Origin of the sequence: Arthrobacter sp. NPDC057013 (genome assembly GCF_042674585.1) — a bacterium.
GTDB lineage: Bacteria > Actinomycetota > Actinomycetes > Actinomycetales > Micrococcaceae > Arthrobacter.
On sequence record NZ_JBHUSE010000002.1, the window covers coordinates 213,395 to 235,069 of the forward strand.

At 67.8% G+C, this 21,675-nt stretch carries 20 protein-coding genes; 13 read left to right on the forward strand and 7 right to left on the reverse strand.

What is annotated here, in order from left to right:
- Positions 1-35 precede the first annotated feature (35 nt).
- Positions 36-548 (forward strand): metallopeptidase family protein, encoded by a 513-nt coding sequence (locus tag ACFTSA_RS04920; protein WP_377950057.1) that lies wholly within the window; start codon positions 36-38, stop codon positions 546-548.
- A 52-nt stretch (positions 549-600) separates the two neighbouring features.
- Here ACFTSA_RS04920 and ACFTSA_RS04925 read toward each other — a convergent pair whose 3' ends face one another.
- From ACFTSA_RS04925 to ACFTSA_RS04935, 3 genes are read right to left on the reverse strand one after another with little or no spacing between them, the layout of a single operon-like run.
- Positions 601-2,355 (reverse strand): DUF5719 family protein, encoded by a 1,755-nt coding sequence (locus tag ACFTSA_RS04925; protein ID WP_377950058.1) that lies wholly within the window; start codon positions 2,353-2,355, stop codon positions 601-603.
- The gene (locus ACFTSA_RS04930; protein WP_377950059.1) at positions 2,348-5,710 is read right to left on the reverse strand and encodes a glycosyltransferase family 2 protein; all 3,363 of its coding nucleotides are present in this window, start codon (positions 5,708-5,710) and stop codon (positions 2,348-2,350) included. The genes ACFTSA_RS04925 and ACFTSA_RS04930 overlap by 8 nt, the downstream gene beginning before the upstream one ends.
- 29 nt (positions 5,711-5,739) lie before the next feature.
- Positions 5,740-6,300 carry a WhiB family transcriptional regulator gene (locus ACFTSA_RS04935; protein WP_377950060.1) on the reverse strand — a complete coding sequence of 187 codons (561 nt, stop codon included), beginning with the start codon at positions 6,298-6,300 and terminating at the stop codon, positions 5,740-5,742.
- Between the two features lie 349 nt (positions 6,301-6,649).
- Here ACFTSA_RS04935 and ACFTSA_RS04940 point away from each other — a divergent pair, with 349 nt between their 5' ends.
- Entirely contained in the window at positions 6,650-7,348 is a 699-nt protein-coding gene (locus tag ACFTSA_RS04940) for a TIGR03089 family protein (protein ID WP_377950062.1), read from the forward strand.
- 4 nt (positions 7,349-7,352) lie between these two features.
- Here ACFTSA_RS04940 and ACFTSA_RS04945 read toward each other — a convergent pair whose 3' ends face one another.
- Positions 7,353-7,919: a GtrA family protein gene (locus ACFTSA_RS04945; protein WP_377950064.1), complete on the reverse strand. Its 567-nt coding sequence runs from the start codon at positions 7,917-7,919 to the stop codon at positions 7,353-7,355.
- Between the two features lie 243 nt (positions 7,920-8,162).
- On the opposite strand from ACFTSA_RS04945, the gene ACFTSA_RS04950 reads away from it, so the two are divergent.
- Genes ACFTSA_RS04950 through ACFTSA_RS04970 form a run of 5 tightly spaced genes read left to right on the forward strand, consistent with a single transcriptional unit; the run spans position 8,163 to position 13,799 of the window.
- On the forward strand, positions 8,163-9,308 hold the full coding sequence (locus ACFTSA_RS04950; protein ID WP_377950224.1) for a 5-(carboxyamino)imidazole ribonucleotide synthase: 1,146 nt from the start codon (positions 8,163-8,165) through the stop codon (positions 9,306-9,308).
- Positions 9,305-9,892: a 5-(carboxyamino)imidazole ribonucleotide mutase gene (gene purE / locus ACFTSA_RS04955; RefSeq protein WP_377950065.1), complete on the forward strand. Its 588-nt coding sequence runs from the start codon at positions 9,305-9,307 to the stop codon at positions 9,890-9,892. Before ACFTSA_RS04950 ends, purE begins: the two co-directional genes overlap by 4 nt.
- 9 nt (positions 9,893-9,901) lie before the next feature.
- The gene (locus ACFTSA_RS04960) at positions 9,902-11,557 is read left to right on the forward strand and encodes an LCP family protein (protein ID WP_377950067.1); all 1,656 of its coding nucleotides are present in this window, start codon (positions 9,902-9,904) and stop codon (positions 11,555-11,557) included.
- A gap of 31 nt (positions 11,558-11,588) precedes the next feature.
- Complete coding sequence (manA, locus tag ACFTSA_RS04965) at positions 11,589-12,839, forward strand: mannose-6-phosphate isomerase, class I (RefSeq protein WP_377950069.1); 1,251 nt, start codon at positions 11,589-11,591, stop codon at positions 12,837-12,839.
- Between the two features lie 6 nt (positions 12,840-12,845).
- Complete coding sequence (locus tag ACFTSA_RS04970) at positions 12,846-13,799, forward strand: lipid II:glycine glycyltransferase FemX (RefSeq protein WP_377950071.1); 954 nt, start codon at positions 12,846-12,848, stop codon at positions 13,797-13,799.
- A 45-nt stretch (positions 13,800-13,844) separates the two neighbouring features.
- Here the strand turns inward: ACFTSA_RS04970 and ACFTSA_RS04975 are convergent, their stop codons facing one another.
- Positions 13,845-14,747, reverse strand: coding sequence for an endonuclease domain-containing protein (locus ACFTSA_RS04975; RefSeq protein WP_377950073.1), 903 nt, complete (start codon positions 14,745-14,747; stop codon positions 13,845-13,847).
- Positions 14,748-14,932: 185 nt separating this feature from the next.
- Positions 14,933-15,970: a class II fructose-bisphosphatase gene (gene glpX, locus ACFTSA_RS04980; protein ID WP_331574111.1), complete on the reverse strand. Its 1,038-nt coding sequence runs from the start codon at positions 15,968-15,970 to the stop codon at positions 14,933-14,935.
- 179 nt (positions 15,971-16,149) lie between these two features.
- Here glpX and ACFTSA_RS04985 point away from each other — a divergent pair, with 179 nt between their 5' ends.
- The 3 genes from ACFTSA_RS04985 (at position 16,150) to ACFTSA_RS04995 (ending at position 18,984) form a co-directional block, all read left to right on the forward strand.
- Entirely contained in the window at positions 16,150-16,845 is a 696-nt protein-coding gene (locus ACFTSA_RS04985) for a DUF4245 domain-containing protein (protein ID WP_377950074.1), read from the forward strand.
- A 9-nt stretch (positions 16,846-16,854) separates the two neighbouring features.
- The gene (locus tag ACFTSA_RS04990; protein WP_377950075.1) at positions 16,855-17,469 is read left to right on the forward strand and encodes a carbonic anhydrase; all 615 of its coding nucleotides are present in this window, start codon (positions 16,855-16,857) and stop codon (positions 17,467-17,469) included.
- An 87-nt stretch (positions 17,470-17,556) separates the two neighbouring features.
- Positions 17,557-18,984 (forward strand): class II fumarate hydratase, encoded by a 1,428-nt coding sequence (locus tag ACFTSA_RS04995; protein WP_377950076.1) that lies wholly within the window; start codon positions 17,557-17,559, stop codon positions 18,982-18,984.
- 244 nt (positions 18,985-19,228) lie between these two features.
- Here the strand turns inward: ACFTSA_RS04995 and ACFTSA_RS05000 are convergent, their stop codons facing one another.
- On the reverse strand, positions 19,229-19,780 hold the full coding sequence (locus ACFTSA_RS05000) for a prepilin peptidase (protein ID WP_377950078.1): 552 nt from the start codon (positions 19,778-19,780) through the stop codon (positions 19,229-19,231).
- 58 nt (positions 19,781-19,838) lie between these two features.
- Between ACFTSA_RS05000 and ACFTSA_RS05005 the strand changes: the two genes are divergently transcribed.
- The 3 genes from ACFTSA_RS05005 (at position 19,839) to ACFTSA_RS05015 (ending at position 21,420) form a co-directional block, all read left to right on the forward strand.
- Positions 19,839-20,621, forward strand: a complete 783-nt coding sequence (locus ACFTSA_RS05005) for a hypothetical protein (protein WP_377950079.1) — start codon at positions 19,839-19,841, stop codon at positions 20,619-20,621.
- A 65-nt stretch (positions 20,622-20,686) separates the two neighbouring features.
- Complete coding sequence (locus ACFTSA_RS05010) at positions 20,687-21,238, forward strand: hypothetical protein (protein WP_377950080.1); 552 nt, start codon at positions 20,687-20,689, stop codon at positions 21,236-21,238.
- Positions 21,239-21,267: 29 nt separating this feature from the next.
- Positions 21,268-21,420: a hypothetical protein gene (locus ACFTSA_RS05015; protein WP_377950082.1), complete on the forward strand. Its 153-nt coding sequence runs from the start codon at positions 21,268-21,270 to the stop codon at positions 21,418-21,420.
- Positions 21,421-21,675: the final 255 nt, after the last annotated feature.

Here is a 21,675-nt window from a genome sequence, read left to right on the forward strand (position 1 = left end):
TCGCGCAAATCATTCGGCGGGTCTAAAGTCTGTATATGCAGTCATCGCACCATGCTTCGGGTTTCACGGTCCGGTTGGCTGACCCGGAAACCCCCCGTGACGCTGCCGGGACCCCCGCCGGCCGGAGCTTCACACAGCGCCGGCGCAACCGGCACGGCCGCGGCCTCCGGGGCGAACTGCTGCTGCCCACGCTTCCCGGCTACAGAAGCCGCTCGGACCGGTTTGATGAACTCGTCATGGACTCCGCCCAGCGGCTCCATGACATCTGGGGCAAGCCGCTCGACGGCGTCCGGTTCGCCGTGGATGAAATCCCGCCGAACCTGGAACAGTTGCTGGCCGAGGGTTCGCCCGCTCCCCTGGGCTCCTACACCCCTGCCACCGAGGACGAGGGCCCCATCATCACGCTGTACCGCCGCGTGGTTGAACAGGCCTGCCCCGTCAAGGAGGAACTCCAGGACCTGGTGCACGACGTGGTGGTGGAGCACACCGCCGAGATGCTGGGCGTGGCCCCGGAAACCCTGGACCCGGTCTACCGCCGGCGTTACTGAGCAGGACCTTCTCCGCCGGCACCATCGGCTTTTATCGGCCGCGCCCCGGTGTCTAGTAGCCCAGCGTCACCGGTACTTTTTCCTGTCCCTCCGCGCCCGGGGCAATGGCCACGGTGGACACATCGTTCCGGCCGTCCCGTTCCAGCAGAACAGCGCCGTACGCCGCTCCGCCGGAGGCGGACACGAGATAGCCGACGACGGCCGAGTTGCCGATCTCGTCGGCTGCCTTGAGGGTCGTCGTGGTGCCGGCGGCGATGTCTGCGGTCGCCGCGGTGCGGAGTTTCCCGTCGGCCGTGATCGGGGTGTAGGAAATGGTGGCCCTGTCATCCAGGGCGCCGAAGACCAGCTGCCGCTCCCCGCCCTGGGGAAGCGGGACCACGTGCTGGCTGCCCAGCTGGGCGCTGGCCGGTGACCATGCGAAGTCCAGGCTCTGGCTGGCCTTCAGGCCCCGGCTCACCCGGGCGGCGGCCACGATGCTGACGTCCGATGTGGCGGAAACGGTGTACTTGCCTGCGGGCACGCCCGCCAGGGGAACCTCGGTGACGGCGCCGGGCTTCGACGTTACAACGCCTCCTCCGGGAATGGGCTGCTGCCCCGCGCGGCCGAACAGCTTCACCTCCACGACGGCGTCCGACGGCCCGGGAACGGTGATCTGCAGTGACGGGCCGGCGTCGTCAAAACCGGATTCGCCGGTGAGTGACTTCACGTCCCCGGCGTCCTGGATGTCGATGCCCGTCATCACCTGGGACGGCGCCGCCGATATTCCGGGCGCGATGAAATCCACACCGCCGGAGGTCAGCCCGCGGAGCACGCTCTGCTGGATGAAGGCACTGACAGGCCCGCCGGAGCTCCTAACGTGGACGCTGAGCCGTTCTTCACCGGGAGCAAGCCCGGCCAGGACGATGGCACGCGTCGATTTCGGGGCCACCAGCAGGCCTCGGCTGCCCGATGCCTTGATCTGGCCGGTCTTTCCATAAAGCTCAAGATTCACCGTTGCGGGGGTGGTGGAGGCGTTGGTGAGGTGGATGACGCTGCTGCGGCCCACCGCGGTGTTGGCGCCGCCTAGCCAGAGGTCGTTCGAGGGTGTTTGGCACGCGGCTGCCGCCGATCCCTGCAGGTCGCCGTCGGTTGCCGTGTAGGCCATGACAGCCGCGGCGGCAGGCTGCCGGTTGGCCAGGGCGTCGGCGGACAGCACGCTGACGCCGTCCACGGCCTGCCCTTCGACCACCCCGGCGAGCACTCCGGAGGAGCCTGCCGGAGCCGTCGCCGAGGCGGGCGCCTTGGCGATCCGCTGCAGCTCAGACCCCTTCAGCGTAGAGAGAGCGCTGCCGGGAAGACTGCCGCCCGCTGAACTTACCACCGCCGCGGACACGGCACTCTTGGCCGTGGCGGACTCGGGGCTGAACTGCGGGTCGGTGCCTACCGGTGTTCCTTCGAGGAGCCGCGCGGGAGCAGGGCAGACGTCCTGGGCGCTTCCGGCGGGCACAGCCGCTGCCGGCGCCTCGAGGGGCCTGGCAGCAGACGGCTGGGGCGCCAGCATGGTTGCCGCCACAACGCCTCCGCCGGCGGCGAGGATGACCACACCGGAAAGCACCCCGGCCACGACCCCGCGGCGGCCGGCAATACGGGTGGCGCCACCGGACCGGCTTCCGGACCGGGACCCGGTTGCGGTGGTTCCGGATGCCCTGCTTCCAGCGGCGTTGCTGCCTGAAGCGCTGTCTCCGGCGGCGTTGCCTCCGGTAGCCCGGGCTGCCCGTCCGCTGCCGGGCTTAGCCCGAGTCCCGCCGTCGTTCTCTTCCTCATGCATTCTGGTATTCCTTACGCAGGGAGCCTTCGTCCCTGGACAGGCCGGTATTGGGGCGCCGCGCCGGCATCGGCAGCGCAAGCAGGATGGTCAGGCCAATGACGGCGGCCTGCAGGATGCCGGACCAGAGTGCCCACGGGCTTTCATACCGGACTGTCACCTGGCCTGCCTGCGGTGGCAGCGTGAAGGCCTGGGACCAGCCGGAGGTGGTGGAGGTCAGTTTGCGCCCGTCGAGCCAGGCGGTCCAGCCGGGATCGGCCCGCTCGGCCAGCACCAGCAGCCGGCCCTCGGGCCCCTTGGGCACCGAGGCCTGTGCGCCGGCCAGGTCCGAGGGAACCAGCCCTATGGTGGCGCCCTTGCTGTCCACAATGCGGACCCGGTGGGCGACGTCGGCGGGCTGCAGGACGGCGTCGTTCAGCGGCGTCACCCGCCAGAGCCAGCCCGAGTTGGTGGGCCCGACGGCGGTCAGCCCGGGGACCGCGTCCATCCGGCTGGCGGTCAGCTGGGCTGCGGTGTCCGCGGCGCGCAGGACGATGAACCCGACGCCGAGGCGCTCCAGTTCGGGCCGCGGGTCAACGCCGCGGGCAGCCACCAGGGTGGCCACGCTGGTGCGCAGCGCCGAAGTGACCTCGTCGTCCTCGCGCACCGATTCCTGCCCGGGGTTGCCCAGGATATTCCGGGCGGCCGCGATGGTTGAGAGGCTGTCCAGCGTGGTGCCGCCGCCGCGCATCAGGGTGGCGCTGTACGTTCCGTCTTCACCGGTGGTGATCAGCAGCGTCCGGGTCTGCTCCGGCCCCTCGCCGCGGTCCACGGCGGTGGCGGGCAGCATTCGCGGGTCCGTGGGGCCGACGAGGCGGGGCGTCCCGAGGTCTGCCGTGTCAGCGTGCACGGCTGCGTCGGCTGGCTGCACCACATTCTGCACCGTCCAGGCCGCCAGTCCGGCCAGCGGTCCGGCGAGCAGGAGCACCAGCGCCAGCGCTGCGGCAACGCGCGCCACGGCGCTACGGGGCACGGCACTGGGCCGCGCTCCCCCGCCGCGAGTCACACTCTCCGGCCCGGCACCGGCGAGCGTCAGCAGGCCATCGCCGCCGATGATGGCCGCTCCAAGCAGCGCGAACACGGCAGCGGAAACGGCCGGACCGGTGAACGGCGTCACAAGCGATTGGGTGCCGGCGCCCGTGGCCACGTGCGCCGCCAGCCATCCGCCGGCCAGGACCACCAGGGCCACCACCCAAAGGGCCCTGGCAATGCGGCCGCGGCGGTCGGCGTGGATCCGGAGCGGAACGAAGAGCGCGGCAACGGCCAGCGCCAGCAGCGGGGCTCCGACCAGGACGGCCAGCAGCAGCGCCCACGGAACGGAGCCGCCGGCAAAGAGCGTCAGCCCGGCAAGACCGCCGGCGGGGTCGAAGCTGAGCGGCTGGCCCAGGATCTGCTGCCACACGGGAGCGCCGTCGAAGGGAAGCGGCAGGCCGGGGTCGGCCAGCAGTGCCCTGGGCCGGTCGAGGGTGGACAGCGCAAACGGCACAAACAGCGCAGCGCTCGGCAGCAGTGCCCACCAGAGCGTGCGGCCGCGCTTCCCCAGCAGCAGGCTCAGGAGAATAATCACCACGGCGGCCGGCAGCAGGATCGACGGGGCCGCGGCGCTGATGGCCGCCAGCGCCAGCCCGGCAGCTGCGGCTGCCGTCCACGACGGCGTGCCGTTGACGCCGGGCTTGGCCGGCGGCTGGTCCGCGAGGCTGCCGGCCGGAACGGGGGCGAAGCGGCCGCGGCCGAAGGCGGAGCCGGTGGCCCGGAGCAGCGCCAGGACCAGCAGCGGCATCAAAAGGTGCGCCAGCAGGGCTCCGATGCGGCCCTGGTTGACGGCCACCTGCAGGGCGGGCGCCGCGGCCCAGACCAGGGCAGCCGCCAGCCGGAAGCGGCGGTAGGAGGTCAGGGCACCGGAAGCGAACCAGGCAGTCAGGCCGGAGAGCGGCATGGCCAGCAGGAGCAGCCAGATGACGGCGCCGTTGGCACTGCCTCCGCCCAGCAGCCCGAGGATCCAGAGGACGTAGCCGAACGGGTCGCCGTGCCCCGGCAGTCCGGCGCCCAGTCCGATCCACCAGCTGGAGGCGTGGTGCCAGATGTCCTCCAGCCGGGCCGAGACCGGCAGGAGCGCCCCGCCGGCGGCGGCGTCGGCCTGGAACAGGGCTGCAAGGCCGGCGAAGGACGCCGCAGTGGCAAGGATGACGGCGGCGACGGCCCCGTTGCCCACCCAGCCCCGCTCGTTCGTGGACAGGGCCGCGAAGTCATCCGTCGAGTCGCCGCTGGGCTGTTCCTCCAGCGGATCATTGCTGTCCTCGGAGGCCCGCGCGTCGTCCGCGCCCAAGGCTTCCATCAGGGAGCGGCGGTGGGCCCACACTTCGCGCCGGTCGGTCTGCAGGGATTTCACCACGGAACGGCGGACCCGGCGGGTGCGGGCGGCGTTGCGCCGCCCGCGGGCGAGGGCGGCTGGCCGGGCGAGGGCAGCCATGGTGGCCAGAAGCTGCGAAAAGCCGTAGCCGGGATCCTTCACGGCGATGCTGAAGACCAGGCGCAGCAGGCTTCCCAGGAGGGCGCCGACGGCGTGCAGCGGCAGCGTCCACAGCGGGGCGTGCTTAAGCCGCAGGTGCACCTGTGCCCGGCGCGCGGCCGAGGCTGTGCCGAGGGCGTGCGGCCGGTGGGAGACGTGGAACATCCTCGCGCTGGGGACCACCACCACGCGGTGTCCGGCCAGCCGGTTCCGCCAGCAGAAGTCGACGTCGTCGCCCGTGCCGGGAAGGGCCGGGTCAAAGCCTTTGAGGTGTTCCCAGATGTCCCGCCGGACCAGCATGCCGGCGGAGTTGACGGCGAAGGTGTCGGAACGTCCGTCGTACTGCCCCTGGTCGAGTTCATCCGCCTCGATCAGGGTGAGCCGCTCGGCCCAGCGGCTGGTGGAAAGCCCGACGTCGATCAGGCGCCGTCTGGCGTTCCAGTCCAGTTGCTTGCAGCCCGCGACCGTAACGGAGGGGGCACGCTCGACGGCGTGCAGCAGTTCGGCCAGCGCTTCGGGGGCGGGTGCCGCATCGTCGTGCAACAGCCAGATCCATTCGGACCGGTCATGGGTTCCCGAGGGCTTCCACGGGGCCAGGGCGGCGAGGCCGGCGCGAACCGCGGCGCCCAACCCCGTCCTGCCGCCGTTGACGGTGATGACGTTGGCGTCGCCAAGGGCGCGCTTCAGAAGGGCAGCCGAAGTGTCCTGTGAGCCGGTATCCACCCCGATCACCGTGTCCGCCGCCCGGGTCTGTCCGGCCAGCGCTGAAAGTGTCCTGGGCAAATAGTCACTGCCGTTGTGGGCTACCACAACGGCAGTGACATGTACTTCCTGAAGAATTAGACCGCTCGCTTCCTCAGCCGTCGGCGCTCACGCTCGGAGAGGCCACCCCAAATCCCGAACCGTTCGTCATTCGCCAGTGCGTATTCCAGGCACTGCGACCGCACGCTGCACGCCCCGCAGACTTTCTTGGCGTCCCTCGTGGAACCGCCTTTTTCCGGGAAGAAGGCCTCCGGATCTGTCTGCGCGCACAGGGCATCGGTCTGCCACCCAAGCTCGCCCTCGTCGTCGAAATCCTGCCCCAGCGGCAACCCGATCCACACCGGCTGGGCCAGGGTGGAGGCTGCGGGGTTCCGGATCTCCATGGGGGGATCAAGATCGTCCTCGTCCTGCTCCGGCTGCCCGGCCAGCAGGGATTCATTCTGGAGGGCGTCGTGCTGCGCCAGGAAGGCCGTGGCCTGGTCCTGCAAGGAGGCAGACGTGTCCTGGTTGTACCGCTCTGCGGCGTCCGGATCAGCCGGATCTACGTACCAGTCGCTGGGTACCCCCCGAGACCTGTACTTTGCTGTGGCCTGGCCGGCCATAACAGCATCATCATGAATGCGCTCCGCTTGCCCCATGGCGTCCCCTCCTGAGTAGTGCGGCCCCCGGCCCGACGTTCAGGACACTACTTGGAGTTCCTGAGAGTTCGCCGCGGCTTTTCGATATCTAATTACACGCGTGTAAGTAGGGGTAGTCAAGCCGCGACGGAATAATAATCAATGCCCGGTCCGATCCGCAGGCGCGCCACGCCCGGGAATTATTTTTCAGCGCGGCGCGGCGGCGGCCCGGAATTGGAAAGCAAGCTTAGTATCCCGCCGGGCGCGGGCGCAATTCCGGCAATTCTTCCGGGTGCGGAGCGCTTAAGGCAAACGACGTTACAAATTATTGTGCCGGAGATCACTCTCTAAGCCGTGGCAAGATGAAGCCATGAATATCCCGGCCACTGACCTCATGACGGCCCTGCGCTCGGGCCACTCCACCTCGCCGCGCCTGACCTGGTACGGCCCGGACGCGGAGCGGGTGGAGCTCTCCGGGCGGGTGCTGGACAACTGGGTCGCCAAGACCAGCAACCTGCTCCAGGACGAACTCGACGCCGAACCCGGAATGCGGCTCCGGCTGGACCTTCCCGCGCATTGGAAATCCATCATCTGGGCCCTTGCCGCCTGGCAGTTGGGCATGGAGGTGGTGCTCGGCCAGGGCGACGCGGACCTGCTCGCCACGTCCGAACCGGCCGCGGCAGAGGACGGGTTCGACGCCGTCGTAGCGGTTCCGCTGCCGGCGCTGGCCATGCGGTGGCCCGGCGACCTGCCTGCCGGGGTTCTTGACTACGCCGCGGAGGTCCGCTCACACGGCGACGTGTTCATGGCCCACAACGACCCCGATCCGGGAGCTTCGGCGGTCCGCAATTCGGGGGGCACGGCTGTCCGCCACGAAGCCCTGCTGGCGGAGTTTGCTGCCGGACACGAGCCGGGCGCAAGGCTGCTGGTGCGCGCGGACGACGGCCTTGAATCGGCGTTGGCCAACTCCCTGGGTGCGTGGAAGAGCGACGGCTCGGTGGTCCTGGTCCACGGCGACGTGGAGCTGACGGAGAAGCTTCTCGCCGCGGAGCGCATCCACGGCGAGTGAGCCGCTAGCTTGGCCTGACGGGCCGCTCGGGGTCGTCCACGTCCGGCTCCAGGACGCGCTGCGCCGGCTGGGCGGAATGGTGGTGGACCTCGATGATCTCGTGGTCGTGCGAGAACTCCGGCTCCTGGTCCAGTTCCTGGTTGAAGACGAGGAACCGGTAGGCAAAGAAGCGGACCACCGTGGCGACGAGAATGCCCACGACACCGGCAGCGAAGAGCATGTTTTTGTCCGTGACGCCCAGCGAATACTTCGCCAGGGCCGTAAATCCGGTGGAGATGCCGATGCCGATGCCGTTGATAAGGATGAACATCAGAAATTCGCGGACCACGTTGGCCTGGCGGCGGTGCCGGAACGTCCAGAGCCGGTTGGCGATCCAGGAAAACACGGTGGCGACGGTGGCGCCCACAAAGCGGGCCTTGGCCTCGCTGTCCGTCATGGGTCCGTGCATCAGGTAGTAAGTCAGCCCGTTGTCAATGACAAACGCCACACCGCCCACGGCACCGAACTTCGCGACCTCGCGCCAGAATAGCGAGGCGAGTCCCCGGATGCGCTCTGCAAGTGTGTTAATCATGACCCTCCGTGGCCGTCTGAATACTGGGGGCCGTTGGGCCAAGCTCCCATTTTAGCCCCGTTTCCCGGGAGTATCCTCAGAGGAGCCTGCGCCGGACCGCCCCATCGGCTGCCGGGCCGCCAAATTCGCGCGACTTGGGGAGCTTCACAGCCATGAAAGACGGCAACCGCGCTCCTTTTCTGTAGGCTGGAAGATGTGACTTTTCCAGTAATCGGCGTGGTTGGCGGCGGCCAGCTTGCGCGCATGATGGCCCCTGCCGCCACCGCCCTGGGCTTTGAACTCCGTGTTTTGGCCGAAGGCGAAGACGTATCCGCGGTCTCCGCAGTCCCCAACGCCCCCGTGGGCGACTACAAGGACCTCGATGCCCTGATGGAATTTTCCAAGGGCCTGGACGTGATGACCTTTGACCACGAACACGTCCCCGGCGACCACCTCTATGCCCTGATCGAAGCCGGGGTCAACGTCCAGCCCGGCCCGGACGCACTGGTGAACGCCCAGGACAAGCTGGTCATGCGCGCCGCCATCGACCGGCTCGAACTGCCCAACCCCGAATGGGCCGCGGTGGACGACGTCGCAGGCCTGGTCAGCTTCGGAGACCGGATCGGCTGGCCCGTGGTGCTCAAAACCCCGCGCGGCGGCTACGACGGAAAGGGTGTGCGCATCGTCGGCTCGCCCGAGGAAGCCGCAGGGACCGCCGATTGGTTCGAGGCCATGAGCCCGCTCCTCGCCGAGGCCAAGGTCGAGTTCAGCCGCGAGCTCTCGGCGCTCGTTGCCCGCACCCCGGACGGGGCGTCGCGCGCCTGGCCCGTGGTCCACACGATCCAGGTGGACGGCGTCTGTGACGAAGTGATCGCGCCGGCACAGAACATCTCCCTCGAGGTGGCTGCGGCCGCCGAGGAGGCCGCCCTCCGGATCGCGAACGAGCTCGGCGTCACCGGCGTCATGGCCGTGGAAATGTTCGAGACCCCCGGCGCGGGCGCCGGCTTCCTGATCAACGAATTGGCGATGCGGCCCCACAACACGGGACACTGGACGCAGGACGGCTCCGTCACCAGCCAGTTCGAACAGCACCTGCGGGCGGTCCTGAACCTGCCCCTCGGTGCCACGGACGTGCTGGGCCAGGTCGCCGTGATGAAGAACTTCCTGGGCGGCGACAACCAGGACCTCTTCTCCGCTTTCCCGGCAGCACTGGCGGCAGAACCGGCCGCCAAGGTCCACTGCTACGGCAAGTCCGTGCGGCCCGGCCGGAAAATCGGCCACGTCAACCTGGTGGGCGCGTCCGCTGGGGACGTCGACTCGCTCCGCCGGCGCGCCACCACCGTGGCAAACATCATCCGCGACGGCCGGCTGCCGGCCGCGGCAACAGGCACCACCGAGGAGAACCCATGAGCCCCGAATCCGCAGCAGCCCCGGAAAGCGGCGCCCCCTCCCCTCTCGTAGGCCTCGTCATGGGCTCGGATTCGGACTGGCCCGTTATGGAGGCGGCGGCTGACGCCCTTGCCGAGTTCGGCATTCCGTTCGAAGCGGATGTTGTCTCCGCCCACCGGATGCCCACCGAGATGATCCGCTACGGACAGACGGCGCACGAGCGCGGTCTCCGCGTGATCATTGCCGGCGCCGGCGGTGCCGCACACCTTCCGGGCATGCTGGCGTCTGTCACTCCCCTGCCCGTAATCGGTGTGCCGGTTCCGCTCAAGACCCTGGACGGCATGGATTCCCTGCTCTCCATCGTGCAGATGCCCGCCGGGGTTCCGGTGGCCACCGTCTCCATTGCCGGGGCCCGGAACGCAGGCCTGCTCGCCGTCCGCATGCTGGCCTCCGGAACCGACGAGCTCGCCGACCGCCTCCGCACCGAGCTCCTGGATTTCGCCCAGGAACTCAACGACGTGGCCAGCCGGAAGGGCGCCAACCTCCGCCAGAAAGTCAACGAGGTCTTCTCCGACTCAAACGTGGCTCTCCGGAGCAGCCGATAGGGATCTGCCATGTCCAACACCGAACTGCCGTCCATGGGCCCCCTGACGGATCCCGTCCGCAACCCGTCGAGCGCAGCTGAACCCGTCCGGACCAAGCGCGCGTTCCTGCTGATCCTGCTCACGCTGCTGGTACCCGGAAGCGCCCAGATCGTGGCCGGGGACCGCAAGCTTGGCCGGATCGCACTGCGCGTTACCCTCAGCGCCTGGCTGCTCGCGGCCCTGGCCCTGGTACTGCTGTTCACCAACCGGCCCTTGCTGATCAACATCATCACCAACACGGTTGCCTCGCTGCTCATCGTCCTGGTCCTCGCCGCGCTGGCGGTGGGCTGGCTGGTGCTGTTCGTCAACACGCTGCGGCTCATCCGGCCGGTGTTGCTGCCCACCAGGATGCGGCCCGCCGTCGTCATTGCCCTTGTCCTCGCCATGGTGGTGAGCAGCGGATCGCTGGGCTACGCCGCGTACCTGCTCAACGTCAGCCGCAACGCAATCGGCAGCATCTTCAATGCCAACGGCCCGGCCATTGACCCGGTGGACGGCCGCTACAACTTCCTCATGATGGGCGGCGACGCCGGGGCCGACCGCACCGGGCGGCGCCCGGACAGCCTGTCCGTGCTCAGCATTGACGCCAAGTCCGGCCAGACCGCCATCATCTCGGTGCCCCGCAACCTGCAGAACGCCCGGTTCAGCGAGGGTTCGCCGATGCGGAAGATCTATCCGGACGGCTACAACTGCGGCAACGAATGCCTCATCAACGCCATCAACACCGAGGTCACCAACGAGCACAAGGACCTCTACCCCGGCGTCGCAGATCCCGGAGCGCAGGCCACGCTGGAGGCCGTTTCGGGCACACTTGGCATCACGGTGCAGGCGTATGTGCTGGTGGACATGGACGGCTTCGCGAAGCTGATTGACGCGATGGGCGGCATCCGGATCAAGGCCGGCGGCTGGGTGCCCATCAGCGGCGACATGGTTGACGAGGCCAACGGCATCCACGGCATGCCCCTGGGCTGGATTCCGGCTGGCGAGCAGAAGCTGGACGGCTACCACGCCCTCTGGTACGGCCGGTCCCGGGAGTTCGTGGACGACTACGCCCGGATCCAGCGGCAGCAGTGCGTCCAGCAGGCCATGCTGAAACAGCTTGACCCGGCAACGCTGCTCGCGAAGTTCGAGGACATCGCCAACGCCGGCACCAAGGTGGTGGAGTCCAACATCTCCTCCAGCCAGCTGGGCAGCTTCGTGGACCTCGCCATGAAGGCCAAGGGCCAGGACGTCAAGCGGCTCACCATCGGCCCGCCGGACTTCGACGCGTCCTTCTCCACGGTGCCCGACTTTGACCAGATCCATGATCGGGTCAAGAAGCTGCTCGCGTCCGCCAGCTCCGGATCGCCGGCCGCTGCGCCCGCCGCCGCACCGGACACTGTGCTGCAGCCGGGATCCGCTCCCGGCAGCAGGCTCTCCGCCGCAGGCGCCGCCGGTCCCCTGGCGGGACTTCCGGCCACCACCCCCTCACCGGCACCGTCGTCGTCGTCGGACTTCACCCCGGTGACCACCACCCCTGAGGGGAAACCGATCACTGAAGCAATGCTGAACCAGTTCAAGCGCGAGGGCAACGAACAGGCCATCCGCGATCTGGTGGCCACCAACGGCCAGTGCGCACCGCTTTGAGCATTTACACCAAACGAGGGGGACACGAGGCGTGTACCAGATAGATAACGTCCTGCGGCGGTATGCGTGGGGATCGACGACGGCGATCGCCCGCCTGCTCGGCCGGCCGGAGTCCGGCGGCCCGGAAGCCGAGCTGTGGATCGGCGCCCATCCTGACTCGCCGTCGGTGGCCATCCGGCCAGACGGCACGACGACGCCGCTGGACGCACTGATCGGTGAGGACCCGGAACATTTCCTGGGAGCGGAATCAGTGGCCAAGTTCGGTCCCCGCCTGCCGTTCCTGGCTAAGATCCTCGCCGCGGCGAAGCCGCTGTCGCTGCAGGTGCACCCGAGCCTCGAGCAGGCCAGGGCCGGCTATGCCCGCGAAAACGGCGCCGGGATTCCGGCCGACGCGGCGAACCGCAATTACCACGACGACAACCACAAGCCGGAAATGATTTTCGCGCTGACCCCGTTCGAGTCACTGTGCGGGTTCCGTGCACCGGAGAAGTCCCGCGACATTTTCCTCCACCTGGCAGGTTGCCTTGAGCTCCCCGGGAACGGCGTCCCGCAGGTTCTGAAGGACGTCATCGACGACCTTTCGCAGCCCGAGGAGGAGAAGGCGCTGCGGTCTGCCTTCGAACGGCTGATCGCCGGCGGCGAGGCAGTCAGCGAAGCGACGTCCCGGGTGGTCGACGTGCTGGCCGCCGGGGCCCCCATGGCTCCCTACCAGCTGGAATTGTCTACGGTACTGAGCCTGAACGGCGAATACCCCGGCGATCCCGGCGTGCTGATCTCCCTACTGCTCAACCGGCTGTCCCTGCAGCCCGGCGACGCCGTGTACCTTCCGGCAGGCAAGGTCCACGCCTATTTGCACGGCCTGGGCGTCGAGGTGATGGCGTCCTCGGACAATGTTCTCCGCGGCGGGCTGACGCCCAAGTTCATCGACATTCCCGAGCTGCTGAACACCATTGTCTTCGAATCGGTGGGCCTGCCCATGCTCCGGCCGGAGACCTCCGAACTCGGACAGGAACTGTACTTCCCGCCCTTCCGCGAGTTCCAGCTGCAGCGGATCGAACTCCAGCCGGACGGTGAGCCGGTGCCGCTGGCGCAGTCGGGCGCCGCGGTGGTGATTGTCGTTGCGGGTTCCGTGATCCTTGACTCGCCTAAGGGCGACCTTCAGCTAGGCCACGGCGCAAGCGCCTTCCTGCCGGCTGCCGAAGCCCCCGTCAACGTCCATCCCGTGTCCGGGGCCACGGAGGACGCCGTGGCCTTTGCCGTGACCACCTCGACAAAGGCCTGACCGGCTGTGGAATACTTTCTGCAAACAAAGGCCTGGGAGGATTTCCAGAAGTCCCTGGGTCGTCGCGTGCACCGGCAGTCCGGTCCCGGCTGGAGCTTCCTGGCCATCGAGGAGAAGAACCCTGCGGGCAAGGTCTTGTACGCGCCCTACGGTCCGGTGGCCGGGTCGGTTGAGGCGTTCGACGCCGCCCTGGCCGCCCTCCGTGCGCTGGCCAAGTCCTGCGGAGCCGTGTTTGTCCGGATTGAGCCGGTGGGTCTCGATCCTGAGAGTGCTCCCGGGACGCTGCGGAGCCGCGGCCTGCAGCCCGCCCCGGTGAACCAGCAACCCGAGCTCAGCTGGATCGTGGACCTGGACCGGGATTTCAAGGAAGTCCTGGCGGATATGAAGCCGGTCAACCGCAACCTGTACCGGAACATCCACAAGAAGGGCGTCACGTTCCGCGCCACACAGGATCCCGAGGACATCCGGGTGCTCCTGAACTTCCTGCACATGACGGCGCGGCGGAACGGCTTCAAGCCACAGAGCGACGAGTACCTGACGCAGGTGGCTCAGTCCCTCATGCCCGCGGGCGCTGCCACGCTGTTCATCGCCGACCTCCACGGCGGTCCCGTGGCGGCGGCCCTGGCCTATGATTCCGCTGACACCCGGACCTACGCCCACGCGGCCATGGATGACACCCACCGCAAGCTCAGCGCAGGCATTCCCCTCCTGGTGACGCTCATGGCCGACGCCCAGGAGAAGGGCCTGAAGCACGTGGACCTGTGGGGTGTGGCGCCCGCCGACCAGCCCGACCACAAGTGGGCGGGGTTCACCGCATTCAAGAAGTCCTTCGGCGGGCGTGAAGTCGCCTACCCCGGCACGTGGGACCTGCCCATCAACCGGCCCCGCTACGCGGCCTACCAGATGGCCCGCAAGCTCCGCGACGGCGTCAAGTCCCTTCTCAAGCGCCCCGCCTCCTGAGCGCGAACTGGCAGGTAATGACCCCAAATGCGCAATTTGCGGGCATTAGCTGCCGGTTCGTTCGTCGATCGAGGCCGCGTACGGGCCCCGCAGAACGGCCCTGACCTTGTCCACAACGAACGGGCGGTCCCCCTCGAGGTCGCTGCTTTGCACCCGAAGCTCACGCCAGCCGAGGCTTTCAGTGAGGCTTTGGCGTTTAATGTCCCGGCGGTACTGCTCGTGGCTTCCGTGGTGCGCGCCGTCATATTGCAAGGCGATCCTTTGCTGGGGGTAGGCCGCGTCCGGCCAGACCACAGGCTGCCCCATCCGGTTGCGCAGGACAACGTTGAGGGCGGGTTCGGGGAGCCCTGCCCGCACCAGCGCCAATCTCATCATTGTTTCGGGCGCAGAATCCGCTCCCACTCGGATCATATCCAGGGCGAGCCTCGCCTTCCGGACCCCGCGCATGCCGGGATGCCGGCCAACGATGGCCTTCAGATCGCCAGTGGTTGCCAGCGGTTGGCGCGGTACGGGGAAGCCCTCACCGTGCTCGACGACGATCGAGTCACCGGCGGCCACCAGCTCATCGATGCTCAACAGCGCGGCTAGATCGAGCCAGGTGCGTGCCGGCGACGTGAGGCGAACGCCGTCGAACATCACCACTTCACCGGGCTTGAACGACAACTGGTGCCCCACCACATTGCGGCGGCGGGGCTTGCAGCCGTCCGCGGGTCGGGCTATGTGGATGCGCCAGTCCTGGTCCAGCCAGCCCGGGAGGCAGATGCAGCGGATCCTGGCGCTGGTCGAGTGTGTGAGCACGCAGGTTGGATCAAGCCGCGAATAAGCGCGCACGTTGTCCGCCACGCTTCCTGTGCTGTGCAGCGGAAGCCTGACGCTGCGGGACGGCGTAAAAATCCCGTCACGGCTCAGCTGCTTAACGCTCAGGCCCAGGCGGTCTGCGTCGTCCACAAGAAATGATCCGTGCGGTAACTGGGGAGGCATCGGGATGCGGGACATGCTTCATTGTGGTCCTTGCCCAACCCCCTGAAGCCGTTATCCACAGCCCAGCTCACCCTTTAAACGCGAATTGGCAGCTAACGCCCGCAAAATCGAGTTTTGGGGTCATTAGCTGCCAGTTCGCGTTTAGCGAGGGGCTAGCTCTTGCGGGCGTAGCCTTCCCACTTGCTGGCCTGGTGCTCGCCGTCCACGAAGCGGATGGTGCCAGACTTGGAGCGCATGACGATCGACTGCGTCAGGACCTTCTCCTTGTTGTAACGGACGCCGCGGAGCAGGTCGCCGTCGGTGATTCCGGTGGCAGCGAAGTAGCAGTTGTCGCTGGTGACGAGGTCGTTGGTGGACAGGACGCGCTCAAGGTCGTGTCCGGCGTCGATCGCTTTCTGCTTCTCGTCGTCGCTGGTCGGCCACAGCCGGCCCTGGATCACGCCGCCGAGGGACTTGATCGCACAGGCGGCAACGATGCCTTCCGGCGTGCCGCCGATGCCCATCAGTGCGTCCACGCCGGTGCCGGAGCGGGCAGCCGCGATGGCGCCTGCGACGTCGCCGTCCATGATGAACTTGGTGCGCGCGCCGGCTTCGCGGATCTCCTCGACCAGCGGGCGGTGGCGGTCACGGTCCAGGATCATGACGTTGAGCTGGTTGACCTTGACGCCCTTGGCCTTGGCGATCAGGTGCAGGTTCTGCTTGACCGGCAGACGCAAGTCGACCATGTCGGCGGCTTCAGGACCGGTGACCAGCTTTTCCATGTAGAACACGGCGGAGGGGTCGAACATGGAGCCGCGCTCGGCGACGGCCAGGACGGCCAGGGCGTTGTTGATGCCCAGTGCGGTCAGGCGGGTTCCGTCGATGGGGTCAACGGCGACGTCGCACTCGGGGCCGGTGCCGTCACCAACCTGTTCGCCGTTGAACAGCATCGGTGCTTCGTCTTTTTCGCCTTCACCGATGACCACGACGCCGTTGAAGTGGACGGTGTGAAGGAAGGAACGCATCGCGTCGACGGCGGCGCCGTCCGCTTTGTTCTTGTCGCCGAAGCCCACCCAGTGGCCGCCGGCGATTGCCGCGGCTTCGGTGACGCGAACAAGTTCAAGGGCGAGGTTGCGGTCCGGCTCGTCGGTTCCGACGGCGAGCGACGGGGAAAGCGTTGAGTACTTCTGGGTGATGGACGCTGGTGACACGTGAACCTCTTCTTCGAGTGGCGATCATTGAACCCGCGGGGCCCGAGTCGACCGTCGCGGTGATTCCTCTGTAACTGATCATAGTCGTCACCGCGGGGCCACGGGCGGCGCATGACCCCACCTTGTAACGGACTCGCGGCCTCACCGCTGCCTACTTCGAATGTGAGTTCGGACCCCGCATGCGCGACTATAGAAGGGTGAGTGATACGCAGGACCAGTCCGCCCCCTCGAGCCGCCTCCAGGCGCCCGCCCCCTCCCCGGCAACAGGAGGCCAGCCCGTTAAGCCCGTAATCCCCGCGGCTGCCGCGAAACGGGCCAATGCCTCGGTGATCGGAATGATCATTGCCCTGCTGGTGAGCGTCGCCGCGTTCCTGCCGATCGTCCTGATGAACCCCTCCCCGAAGTCGGAGGGCTTCCGGCCCAACATCGACGTCAGCGCGGTGGCCGGGAACGCCTCGGGTGTGGCGGGATTCACACCGGTGGCCCCCGCGCCGGGTGACGCATTCCACCCGAACTACGCCCGCTGGACGGCCGCCACCGGCACCGGCGTCGCGGCCTGGGAAGTCGGGTACGTGACCCCGAAGGAAAAATTCATTGGCCTGACGCAGACCAGCAAGGCCAACCCCACCTGGCTCCTGCAGCAGACCAAGAACGCCCCTGTCACCGGCACGCGCAACGCCGGCGGCAAGGACTGGGAACTCCATGACACGGGCAAGGGCGAGAAGAGCATGGTCCTCACCTACCGCGGCACCACCGTTGTCCTGGCGGGCGACGCCAACCTGGAGGAGTTCGCGGTCCTGGCGGGCGCCGTCGTCAAATCCCTGGAAAGTAACCCTGCTGTCATTGTTTCCCGCTCGGCGAGCCCCACACCGTAAGGTGGGGCCGTGACGACAAATCTGACTCCTGCCCTGGCCTGGCGCCGACTGCGCGAAGGCAACCAACGCTTCGTAACCGGCGAATCCTCGCACCCGAACCAGGATGCCTCGCGGCGGTCCTCGCTCGTGGAGAACCAGCACCCGTTCGCGGTGATCTTCGGTTGCTCGGACTCGCGGCTCGCCGCTGAAATCATTTTCGACGTCGGGCTCGGTGACGTTTTCGTCGTCCGGACCGCCGGCCAGGTCATCGACGACGCCGTCCTCGGCTCACTCGAGTACAGCATCGGCGTATTGGGTGTGCCGCTGATCGTGATCCTCGGCCACGACAGCTGCGGAGCGGTCAGTGCCACGAAGTCCGCCGTCGAAACCGGCCAGATGCCGACGGGTTTCATCCGCGACCTCGTGGAGCGCATCACGCCGTCGGTCCTCACCTCCCTGCGGAACGAGCAGACGGAGGTCAACGACATGGTGGTGGAGCACGTCAAGCAGACCTCCCAGCGCCTGGTTGACAGCTCGCGTGTGATTTCGGACGCAATCGAGTCCGGCAAGGCGGCGGTTATCGGCCTCTCGTACAGCCTCGGCGAAGGCCACGCGGAGCTTGTTTCCGGAATCGGCGACCTCTAAAAGCAGCCGGAAAGCGCCCGGGCTGGCCGCCTGTCGCAAGCCGTTCACGGTTTTCGATGCGGCGCCCGGGCGTCCTAAGCTAGCCCCATGACTTCCACTGAAGAGTTCCGCATTGAACATGACACGATGGGCGAAGTCCGCGTCCCCGTGAACGCCCTGTACCGCGCGCAGACGCAGCGTGCAGTCGAGAACTTCCCGATCTCCGGAAAAACCCTGGAACGTGCGCACATTGAGGCGCTGGCCCGGGTCAAGAAGGCCGCTGCCCAGGCCAACGCTGAACTGGGTGTGCTCGACGGCGAGCTGGCCAAGGCGATCGCAGACGCTGCCGACGAGGTGGCTACGGGCAAGTACGACGGTGACTTCCCCATCGATGTCTTCCAGACCGGCTCGGGCACGTCCTCGAACATGAACACCAACGAGGTCCTCGCCGAGCTGGCATCGCGCGCCCTCAAGGCTGCCGGCAGCGACAAGGTGGTCCACCCCAACGACCACGTCAACGCCTCGCAGTCCTCCAACGACGTGTTCCCCACCTCCGTCCACGTTGCCGCCACCTCGGCCCTGATCAACGACCTCATCCCGGCCCTCGGCTACCTCGCCGAGTCGCTGGAGCGGAAGGCCGTTGAGTTCAAGGACGTCGTCAAGTCCGGCCGCACGCACCTCATGGACGCCACCCCGGTCACCCTCGGCCAGGAATTCGGCGGCTACGCCGCGCAGGTCCGCTACGGCATCGAGCGCATCAACGCCGCACTCCCCCGCGTTGCCGAAGTTCCCCTGGGCGGCACCGCCGTGGGCACCGGCATCAACACCCCTGCAGGCTTCCCGGAGCGTGTCATCGAGCTGCTCGCCACCGACACCGGCCTGCCGCTGACCGAGGCCCGCGACCACTTCGAGGCCCAGGCCAACCGCGACGGCCTCATCGAAGCCTCCAGCCAGCTGCGCAACATTGCGATCTCCTTCATGAAGATCAACAATGACCTGCGCTGGATGGGCTCCGGCCCCAACACCGGCCTTGGCGAGATCGCCATTCCGGACCTGCAGCCGGGCTCGTCCATCATGCCGGGCAAGGTCAACCCCGTCATCTGCGAAGCGTCCATCATGGTCTGCGCGCAGGTTATCGGCAACGACACCGCGATCGCCTGGTCCGGCACCAACGGCGCCTTCGAGCTGAACGTCGGCATCCCAGTGATGGCCGCCAACCTGCTCGAGTCCGTACGCCTGCTGGCCAACACCAGCCGCGTCATGGCCGACAAGATGATCGACGGCATCACCGCCAACGTCGAGCGCGCCCGCTTCCTTGCCGAGGCCTCGCCGTCCATCGTCACCCCGCTGAACAAGTTCATCGGCTACGAAAACGCCGCCAAGATCGCCAAGACCGCTGTTGCCGAAGGCCTCACCGTCCGCCAGGCCACCGTGAAGCTCGGCTTCGTCGGCGAGGGCGAGGGCAAGGTTTCCGAGGCCGACCTGGACAAGGCACTGGACGTCACCACCATGACGGCTCCGGCCCACAAGGCCTAGGTCCCCCACCGCCTAAGTTCGACGGCGGCCGCCCACCTTCCCAGCGAGGGCGGGCGGCCGCCGTCGTTCGCTTTTTAACTTTCCCCTCCCCCACCGTGGAGTTTTTGTCCAGATATCGCGAGTTGGAGGGCCTCCAAGTCGCGATACGTGGACAAAAACTCCAAGCTTCTCCGACCGCCGGATCTGGGTCATGTGCGTCCAGCTGTTCCTGTTCGACTCGGGCCTCGCGCTTTTTGAGCGGCGGTCAGGCGGGCAGCAGGACCATCGCCGCGGCCGCCCCGGCCAGCATGAACGGCCCGAAAGGAATGGCCGACTTGAGCGTCCCGCGCCGCAGCGCCAGCAGGCCGATGCTCCAGAGCCCGCCGAGCAGGAAGGCGGCGAACGTGCCCGCGAAAACGTGCGGCCAGCCAAGGTAGCCCAGGTACAGGCCCAGGACGCCGGCGAGTTTCACGTCACCGAACCCCATGCCCGGCGGGTACACGAGCCGCAGCACGAAGTAGAAGAGCCACAGCACCGCTCCCCCTGCCGCAATCCTCAGCGCAGGAACGCCGAAAAGGCGGGCGGCGCCGTCGGGCACTCCTGACGGATCCCCGACGGCCAGAATGAGCACCGCCCCCAGCAGCAACACCCCGGCCACGCCATAGGAGGGGAAGACGATCCGGTTGGGCAGCAGGTGGTGCCGGACGTCGATGACCGTGAGCCGCACCGCCATCACGGCGAAGTAGGCGCACGCAGCCAGCAGCAGCCAGAACGCCGGCGGTGCCGCTTCCCACAGTTCCCCCAGTCGTTGGATCACACTCGGATGCTACTGGATTGCCCGGCCTGCCGCTGGGGGCCGCGCGTAAACTGTGGATATGGGGACCTGGGATGCCAAACACCGGCAGGAACACGGCGGCGGTGCGACGCCCACGTCGGCCGCCTCCTTTCGCAACCTTTGCCGCTCGTCCCCGTGGAAATGGCAGTCCCTGCGCTTCGAATACACCGAAACTCCCGGGGGTGACATGGTCCGTGCCTGGCTGCGCCGTCCCGGCGCGCTCCGACTCGAGTCCGGCGACGGCACCCTGCTCGGCAGCACCACCGGCATCAACGATTCCCGCGACGGCCTGTACACCAGCGCCAAGCGGAAGTCGTGGCTCCTTCCGGCGCACCTGGTGACCCCGGTTTACGACGACGGCGGGCTGGTGCGGCGCCGCCCCGAGGCCGCGTACGGGGAACCGTCGTTCGGCAACGGCCGCTTCGCCGCTGCACTGGACCCCGTGGAGCTGGCAGGCAATGCCCCGGTGCCGCTGGAGTTCCCCAACGCCAACGCCGTGGAGCTGCTGGAGCCCGTTCAGGAACTGATGCATGAAGGCCGTCCGGCGCTGGAAACCGTGGTCACCCCGAACCCCGGATACCGTCCGCTGGAGCCGGCGTCGCCACTCTGCGGCCCCGGCCGGACCAGGATCCGCATCGACGCCGGGACCGGCATCTGCGTCTCCGCAGAACCGCTCGACGGCGAGGGCCGGCTGCCCGGGCACCGCATCCGGATCCTGGCCGTGGACGAGTACATGCTGGACGACCTTTTCGTGGCCGAGCCGATGAACCTCACCGACGTGCGCGAGCACATCCAGTGGCCGCTGCGGCCCAACCCCGCCTGACGGGCCACCCGGAATGCGGGGGTGCGCGCAGGTTTTTTCCAACCTGACGGCTTCACACTCGTGCCATGTCAACCATGGCCCCAGACGTATCGACACCAGCTGACACGGCCGGCAGGACCGGTACCCGGCGGCGAAGGAGACTGCTGCTGATCCCGATCAGCCTGCTCTGCGCCCTGGGACTCGTGCTGGGATATCTCTTCCTCACGGCCAAGCCGGAGGCGAGCACCCCGCTGGGCGCGAGTGCGGTGATCCCCGGCGGAACGGCGCGGGTCAACGGCATCATTCCGCTGGAAAAGGACGGCTGGCTTCCGCCGGAACGGGTCCAGGTCCTGGACGAGGGGCCGTCAGCGGGCACCCACCGGGTCCGGATCCTGGTGCAGTTCACCGCCCTGGAGGGTGACGGTGTTGCACTGGACACATCGCAGTTCTCGGTGACGGGCCTGGGTGCCAACAGCATTCATCCGCTGTGGACATCGCCAGGGAAGCAGCAGCTCAAGCCGGGCGATACCGCGGACGCCACCATGGTCTTCGAACTGCCCAATCAGGCGATCGCCCTGGTGCTGGAAGGGCCTGGCAACACCCGGCTGTCCCTCGGTTTGTCGCACCACACCAGCTGACGCCCGCGCTGCCGGACCAGGCGGTTCCGGTGCAGGTGCTCCCGGTGCAGGCGGCCCGCGTCCCCGCGCCCGGCTACGAACTGAACGGCGTCACCCGCATGTCCTGGGGCGGTAAGCAGGAAACAGTCCACCGGGTCCGCCTCACACGCGCATCGCGTTCAACCGGCCAGACTGGCACCTGAAGGTAGAAGACCAAACCGACGGCACAGTTCCTCCTGGGTGTCGCCACCGCTTGAGCTTGGCCCGCCCCTCGCCCGCGCGTTACCAAAAATGGCCGCTTGGGCTCCGTTCTATCCGGCCACATTTGGCAAAAGGGGTGCCGGTTGCGCGGACCCACCCCCCCGCCACCGCCCCCCCCCCCCAACAAACCCCCCAACAGGAGGTGCCGGACGAGCCCCCCAAAGGGGGCGGGTTGGGGGCGGGGGTGGGGGTTTTTG